General features: G+C 63.5%; 7 protein-coding genes. All 7 read right to left on the reverse strand.

Annotation, left to right across the window (positions count from 1 at the left end; genetic code table 11):
• A partial coding sequence (locus ROA7023_RS22675; protein ID WP_143535720.1) for a ParB/Srx family N-terminal domain-containing protein occupies window positions 1–708 on the reverse strand: 708 nt, incomplete at its 3' end.
• A 403-nt stretch (window positions 709–1,111) separates the two neighbouring features.
• The gene (locus tag ROA7023_RS22680) at window positions 1,112–1,558 is read right to left on the reverse strand and encodes a DUF6362 family protein (RefSeq protein WP_085881247.1); all 447 of its coding nucleotides are present in this window, start codon (window positions 1,556–1,558) and stop codon (window positions 1,112–1,114) included.
• Complete coding sequence (locus tag ROA7023_RS22685) at window positions 1,551–1,754, reverse strand: hypothetical protein (protein WP_085881248.1); 204 nt, start codon at window positions 1,752–1,754, stop codon at window positions 1,551–1,553. The genes ROA7023_RS22680 and ROA7023_RS22685 overlap by 8 nt, the downstream gene beginning before the upstream one ends.
• Window positions 1,751–2,650, reverse strand: coding sequence for a crossover junction endodeoxyribonuclease RuvC (locus tag ROA7023_RS25850; RefSeq protein ID WP_442475998.1), 900 nt, complete (start codon window positions 2,648–2,650; stop codon window positions 1,751–1,753). The genes ROA7023_RS22685 and ROA7023_RS25850 overlap by 4 nt, the downstream gene beginning before the upstream one ends.
• Window positions 2,650–4,977, reverse strand: coding sequence for an AAA family ATPase (locus ROA7023_RS22695; RefSeq protein WP_234992419.1), 2,328 nt, complete (start codon window positions 4,975–4,977; stop codon window positions 2,650–2,652). Before ROA7023_RS22695 ends, ROA7023_RS25850 begins: the two co-directional genes overlap by 1 nt.
• Window positions 4,978–5,030: 53 nt before the next feature.
• On the reverse strand, window positions 5,031–5,789 hold the full coding sequence (locus ROA7023_RS22700; RefSeq protein ID WP_085881250.1) for a hypothetical protein: 759 nt from the start codon (window positions 5,787–5,789) through the stop codon (window positions 5,031–5,033).
• The coding region (locus ROA7023_RS22705) for a DUF6511 domain-containing protein (RefSeq protein ID WP_085881251.1) at window positions 5,789–5,977 on the reverse strand (189 nt) is incomplete at its 5' end. The genes ROA7023_RS22705 and ROA7023_RS22700, both read right to left, overlap by 1 nt.

The raw sequence follows: 5,977 nt of genomic DNA on the forward strand, positions 1-5,977 counted from the left end.
GTCGTCCCACGTTGTGCCGTAAGACGCCGACCAGTCCTTGTTCCGCGTCGGATGGTTCGAGCCGTCGTAATCCACCAGATACGGAGGGTCGGTCGCGAACAGGATGGCGCGCTCGCCGTTCATCAGGCGGCGCACATCGGTGGCGCTGGTGCTGTCACCGCAGAGCAACCGGTGATCTCCAAGGATCCAGATGTCGCCCGTTTGCGATGCCGGATTGCGCGGCGGCTCGGGAATGGTCACCGGTGGCACGGAGCCCCCGGCACCACCTTCGTCGCCATCCTCCTCCGGCATATAGGCCAGCAGCTTGTCCAACTCGCCATCTGAGAAGCCGACCAGCGACAGGTCGTAATCCTCGGCCAGCAGGTCGTTCAGTTCCGCAGACAGTAGCGCCTCATCCCAAGTGCCAAGTTCGGTCAATTTGTTGTCAGCGATCCGGTAAGCCCGGCGCTGCGCCTCGGTCAGATGCCCGAGCACAATCACCGGCGCCTCGGTCAGCCCGAGTTGCGTCGCGGCCAGCACCCGCCCGTGGCCCGCGATCAGTTCACCGTCGTCAGCCACGAGGCAGGGCACCGTCCAGCCGAACTCCGCCATGCTGGCGGCAATCTTCGCGACCTGGTCAGCGCCATGCGCCTTCGCATTTTTCGCATAAGGCTGGAGCTTGGCCAGCGGCCAGGTCTCAATCGCGTCCGGGGCAAAGCTCAGCGTCATTATGTCGGTTCGCCTCAATGAGGTGGATCTCCTGGACTCCGGACACCGGCAAACAGCCTGGACTCCGCGAGGGGTCCAGCGGCCACCGGACGTGTCCGGGTCCAAAAGTTTGTTTTGTTGTGGTTTTCAGCAGGTCGCTGGTGGATGCCCGCCGGGTTGGCTTCCCAAAAAACCGGCCCTGTCGCTGGCGATATTGCGCGCTGCGCCCCCCCGTATAGGTTTATGCCCGGGAAGGACCCGTAAAGTCAGTGGGTTAGACGCCTGGACCCCAGATGGATCCTTGGTTGGACCCCGGAAGCCAGCTGCGCGGCCTCTGCCTGCGCGCTCCTCTCCCGAGTATATCCAATTTGTAGCCTCATTCTCGAAATGTGTAAGGCCCTGCGATGTACACCGGAAAAATTCCTCACAGGACGATTGTTCTTGACAGGCTGTTTGCGTTTTCAATGACGAACCGCTGCGAGCGCCGGGTGGGAGGCAGGCGTCCATGGAGGCGCCAGGTGATCACCGCGAGCCCGAACTGCCAGCGTTTGGTCGCGGCTGTCCGGCTCAGCCCCATCTCCCAGCAGATCGGTTTCCACGGCGTACGTTCGGCGCGCAGCCAGACGATCCGGGCATCATCCCGTTCCAGCCAGCGCAGCCAGAGCAACGCCTCCTCGGCTTCGGTGATCTGGCGCGGGCCCGGCCGGGGTCGACGCATGTGCGGCTCCTGTCCGACCTTGTCCGCGAAGCTGTGGAAGTACTCGGGCCAGGCATTGAAAAAGCCCTGCGGCATGACGCCGGGCAAGGTGCGGAAAACGTCGGCCGCGCTCTCCAGCCGGTCCTCCACACGTGTGGTTGTCCACTCACCCATGGCGCATCTCCCGTTCCCGTTTGCCGTAGAGACGCTCGCCAAGCTGGCGCACCAGTTCACGTTCCGGCCAGGTCAGCCGGTCATCGTCGACCGCCACCGCCAACAACCCCTGTTCCTTCCAGCCATCTCGTTTGACCTCATCGGGCTGGCGGCGATGACCGCCGAAGCCCTTGGGCGTGAAGCGCATACCGGTCATTGCGCACCTCCGTGGGTTTCCATGGCCCAGAGGAGGATCGCGATGGCATCGGCTTCGTTGTCATCGGCCGGGCTGAACCCGCGCGCCCGGGCGGCAGCGATCATGGCGTCCTTGTTGGCGTTGCCCTTGCCGGTGGCGTGGCGCTTGATCGTACCGACTGGCACGCCCTCGTATGGCACGCCGCGCAACTCGGCCCATGCCGTCAGCGTGGCCATCAGACCGCCGTAGACATGGGCTGCGTCAGTGCCCGCATGGCGGCGGACTTCCTCGAACCAGATGGCGGCGATAGGACCGGACAACCGCTCCAGCTCGCCCAGCCAATTCGTGAAGCGCAGGTATCGCATCCCACCGCCATCGAACCGTCCATTGCGGAACGATGATGTGCCGCTGGTGATCAGCCCGTCGGCGCCGTGCAGCGCCCAGCCCGTGGTTGTGCCGAGATCGAGCGCCAGCAATGTGCGCTGGCCGGTAAACGCGGGCGGCAACTTTTGAGCTGTATCCTGATTGGGGTTGGTCATGGCCTGATCCGGCATGGGCTTTCTCCTTTTGTGATTGGCTGCTCGAGGGGTGGATCGGGCCAGACTGCGGCCCGAGAAATTGCCCAGGGGTAGGTGGTGGCTCTCCCCGCCTGTAGCGGGGAGGCCACCTACCCCTTTAGGGGGGACTTTTCTGAAATCTGAAATCTGGCACAGGGCACTGATTTTGTTAGACAAATCCAGATTGCGGAGCAGATTTCGGAAACCCCCTTCCAAAATCTGGAAAGGACATTCCAAGTCGCTGAAACCAAATGGTAAAAGCCAGATTCCAGATTTCGCCAGGATTTGAGATTTTGCAAAATCTGGCCAGATTTCGGACTTTGAACCGCAGATTTTGGAAGGAAAAACGGCCTTTTTCATCATGCCTCCTCCACCTCGCGATAGACCCAGACGGACGGGTTTTCGACGGGAAGGACCGCGCCGGTCTGCGGGCATTTATAGTGGCTGGGCAGGACATCGATCAGCTCCGGTGTGACCTCTCCGGTGCCCGGATCGACATGCTCCCGGCTGGTCGCAAGACGCATGGTCTCGACGCAGAGATAGCCGTATTTGCTCCGCTCGGTCGCCAGATCCAGCTCCGTCGCAGCGGCCCCGCGGACGAACTTCACGTACCCTTTGGTGGTCAGCACGTTCAGGCGTTCGCGGATGATCGATTGCCCACCGAGCCCCCCTGTGTTCTCGAAGGTCTCCGCGAAATGGGTCATCGTGTACATCCGGCCCTGAAGGGCCTCTTCATAAAGCAGGCCGCAGATCACCTCGCCCTTGCGATCCCGCTCCGCATCGTGCTTCGCGCCGACGTCCTGGCGCACCAGACGCTCGTTCATCGGGTTGATCTCGACCCATTGGCCGCCGACCTTGTCGATCACCTTGGGTGGCAGTGCGGGACCGTTGCGCAGCTCGATCTCCAGCTTTCGTTGCGAGCAATCCTCATCGGGCCGGTGCAGGATCAGGCCGGAGGTGTAGAACCCGCGCAGCGCGCTGGCGCCGGAGAGCGCGAGGAAAGGATCGTCCTTCACCTGCTGCTTGCTGAGCTTCTTGGTGTGATGGATCAGGATGACCCCGCAGTCGGGGTCGATATGTTCACGCAGCACCTCCACCCGCTCCTTCAGGAAAAACATCATGGCTGTGTTGTCGTTTTCGCCGCCACCATCGGGCCCGCCGTCAAACAGGTTGCGGATCGGGTCGACGCAGATGATGTCCACTGGCGCATCGGGGAAGGCAGTCTGAACGGCACGCGCCACGCGCACGCTACCCTCATTGTCGAGCAGCATCTTCAGCTTGGGCGTGGCAACGAAGGTATTGCGCGCGGCGGCCAAAACCTCTGGCGGCAGGGCGATCTGCTTCAGGCGTTCGCGCAGATAGTGATACTGGATTTCCGCCTGCAGATAGAAAATCCGCAGCGGCCGTGGCGGGGTGAAGCCGAGGAACGGCACGCCAGCGGCCATGTGGACGAGCCAGGAAATCAGCAGGTCGCTCTTGCCGACCTTGGGCGCGCCACCCAGCACCAGCAGCCCGCCCGGCGTCAGAACGCGTGGAGCGATGATGTCCTCCGGCATCGGACTCTGGTCGTCCAGCAGAGCACCAAGCGTGAAGGCGGGCATCTCCTGCGGTCCCGGTGCGCCGGAATCCAATCGGATCAGGGGCGGTCCGTATTTTTCGACATGCCGGTTCCAGAGTCGCTCGGACTCGCGCTTCAACCGCTCGACCGGCCACTGGGGTCGCAGCATGGCGGCGTTGTAACCGCAGATGCCGATCCAACCCTCATCTTTCGCCATCCGGCCTTCGTGGACCATGCGGATGAAATGACCGATCGCAGCCGAGGCCCCCTCGAAGCGGGACCAGTCGTCCTGCGCCCCCTCGCGCACCGGGGTGACCAGCACATCGTCCATGGCCGGTTTGTCGGGATGCGTGAACTCGGGCTGCAGCGACACCCTAGGCGCGGGCGGCATGTCGGTCACCGCCTCAATGAACTCGGCCAGGTCACGCTCGCGGTCGGCGTTCATCTCGACGATGCGGACCTGAGTCTTGAGGCTGTTCTTGTAATAAACTGAACCCGCCACCCGGATCGGCTGGTGGGCCGAGCGGAAATGCATGTCGCCACCGACCTTGGCCGCGATGTCGCCGCGCAGACGGCAGACACGGGCGATGTCGTCGCCCTCGGCGGGCTCGGTCAGCGACCACCAGATGTGCGCTTTGCGCTGACCCTCCGGTGTCACACCGCCGCTTTCCACTACCATGGTCGGCGACCCAAGGTGACGCTCCAGATGGGCGCGCTTGGCAGCGATATCGCCGGTGTCGAGATCGACAACCACGGTCTGCATCTGCAGGATTTCCGCAGCCTTTGCCTGCCCTGACGCGGCCACGGTGCCGGGGATCACATAGACCGCCGCGCCCTCGCGTGAGGCCCATGTTGCGAAGGTCGCCATCTTTACGGGCGCGGCCTGATCCGCCTCCAGCCAGATGTTGTGCGGGCGGCCATCAATGCCTTGCCCCTTGTCGATGAAACTGCGGACCGGGATCAGCCCATCGCAGTAGCCGAAGACGACCTGCATGAACTGGGCGATCTGCTCGGGATCGGGCTCGTCGCCGAAGACGTCGATCTGCGGGGCGGCGTCGTTGAAATCGCGCCACGGGTTGAAATGGACGATGTTTTCCGCGGGCGTATCTAGCGTTCGGTCATCGCGCATGGGTGTGTCCTGGTCGGAGTCGGATGGGTCGGATGGGTCGGTGGGCTCGTCGGTCATGCAGTGAAGCTCCAGCACCGCTCGGCGTGGGCGCAGAACCGGCATTCGAAGAAGTCGCGGGCCTGAGCGATACGGGGCAGCAAATCGCCCGCGTCGGTGGCCTGCAGGATCCGAACCGCGCGGTCGGACATGCGCTGCGCCAGATCCGCATCGAAGGGGACGAGCTCATGGTGCAGCTGGGCGGTGTCCTTGTTGATCGCCGTGAACAGCGCCGGTGCCTCCGAAATCCCCGGCACCGAGGGCTCCATGTAGGCTTGGTAGATTGCGATCTGGGCGGCATAGACAGGCTTGGAAACCGTGACGCCGTCCTTGACGCAGGCCCGCCAGTTTTTCGCGTTCATCGTCTTGCATTCCCAGAGCGCCGGGGCGCGCAGACCAAGTGCTGCCGGGGCATCAGCGATGATCCCGTCGACATGGCCGCGGATACGACCGCCCGCGACTTCGAACCCAAACTGGCCGCCATCGCGTTTTTGGGTGACCAAATCGATCCCGGCTGCGCGCAGCCAGCGGATCGCCAGATCCTCGAGCTGGTGTCCTATGGCGAAGATCCGAAGCGTCTGCCCGCCGAAGTCGGCCCCCTCATCCTTGGGCGTACCGGCGAACTCGAACTGCAGCGCGCGTTCGCAGGCATGTCCCAAGCGGGAAGCACCAATATAGGTCCGGGCTGGCGTGGCCTCGCGTTCGGCGATGAGAGCTGCGTCGACCAGCGCGTTGATCCGCTCGGCCATGGATGGGCGTGGGTTGAAATCCAGCATCAGAACGGCACCTCCGGTGTCTGGGCCCGGGCGATGTCGGCCATGGCCTCGCGGAAGCCCTCGACGGCCTCTTCGATCAGGGCGCGCACCTGAGCCTCGGTCAGATCAGCGAATGCGGTCTGCCAGCCGATCTCGTCCATAAGCAGTGCGATGCGTTTCATGGTGGCGGTGATGGCGGCGCGTTCTTC

Origin of the sequence: Roseisalinus antarcticus (assembly GCF_900172355.1) — a bacterium.
Taxonomy (GTDB): Bacteria; Pseudomonadota; Alphaproteobacteria; order Rhodobacterales; family Rhodobacteraceae; genus Oceanicola; species Oceanicola antarcticus_A.

What these genes read in the sequence shown, in the direction of transcription:
- ROA7023_RS22695 (WP_234992419.1), bottom strand. Translation starts at nt 4,977, where the DNA reads ATGCGCGATGACCGAACGCTAGATACGCCCGCGGAAAACATCGTCCAT.
- ROA7023_RS22680 (WP_085881247.1), bottom strand. Translation starts at nt 1,558, where the DNA reads ATGGGTGAGTGGACAACCACACGTGTGGAGGACCGGCTGGAGAGCGCG.
- ROA7023_RS22685 (WP_085881248.1), bottom strand. Translation starts at nt 1,754, where the DNA reads ATGACCGGTATGCGCTTCACGCCCAAGGGCTTCGGCGGTCATCGCCGC.
- ROA7023_RS25850 (WP_442475998.1), bottom strand. Translation starts at nt 2,650, where the DNA reads ATGAAAAAGGCCGTTTTTCCTTCCAAAATCTGCGGTTCAAAGTCCGAA.
- ROA7023_RS22700 (WP_085881250.1), bottom strand. Translation starts at nt 5,789, where the DNA reads ATGCTGGATTTCAACCCACGCCCATCCATGGCCGAGCGGATCAACGCG.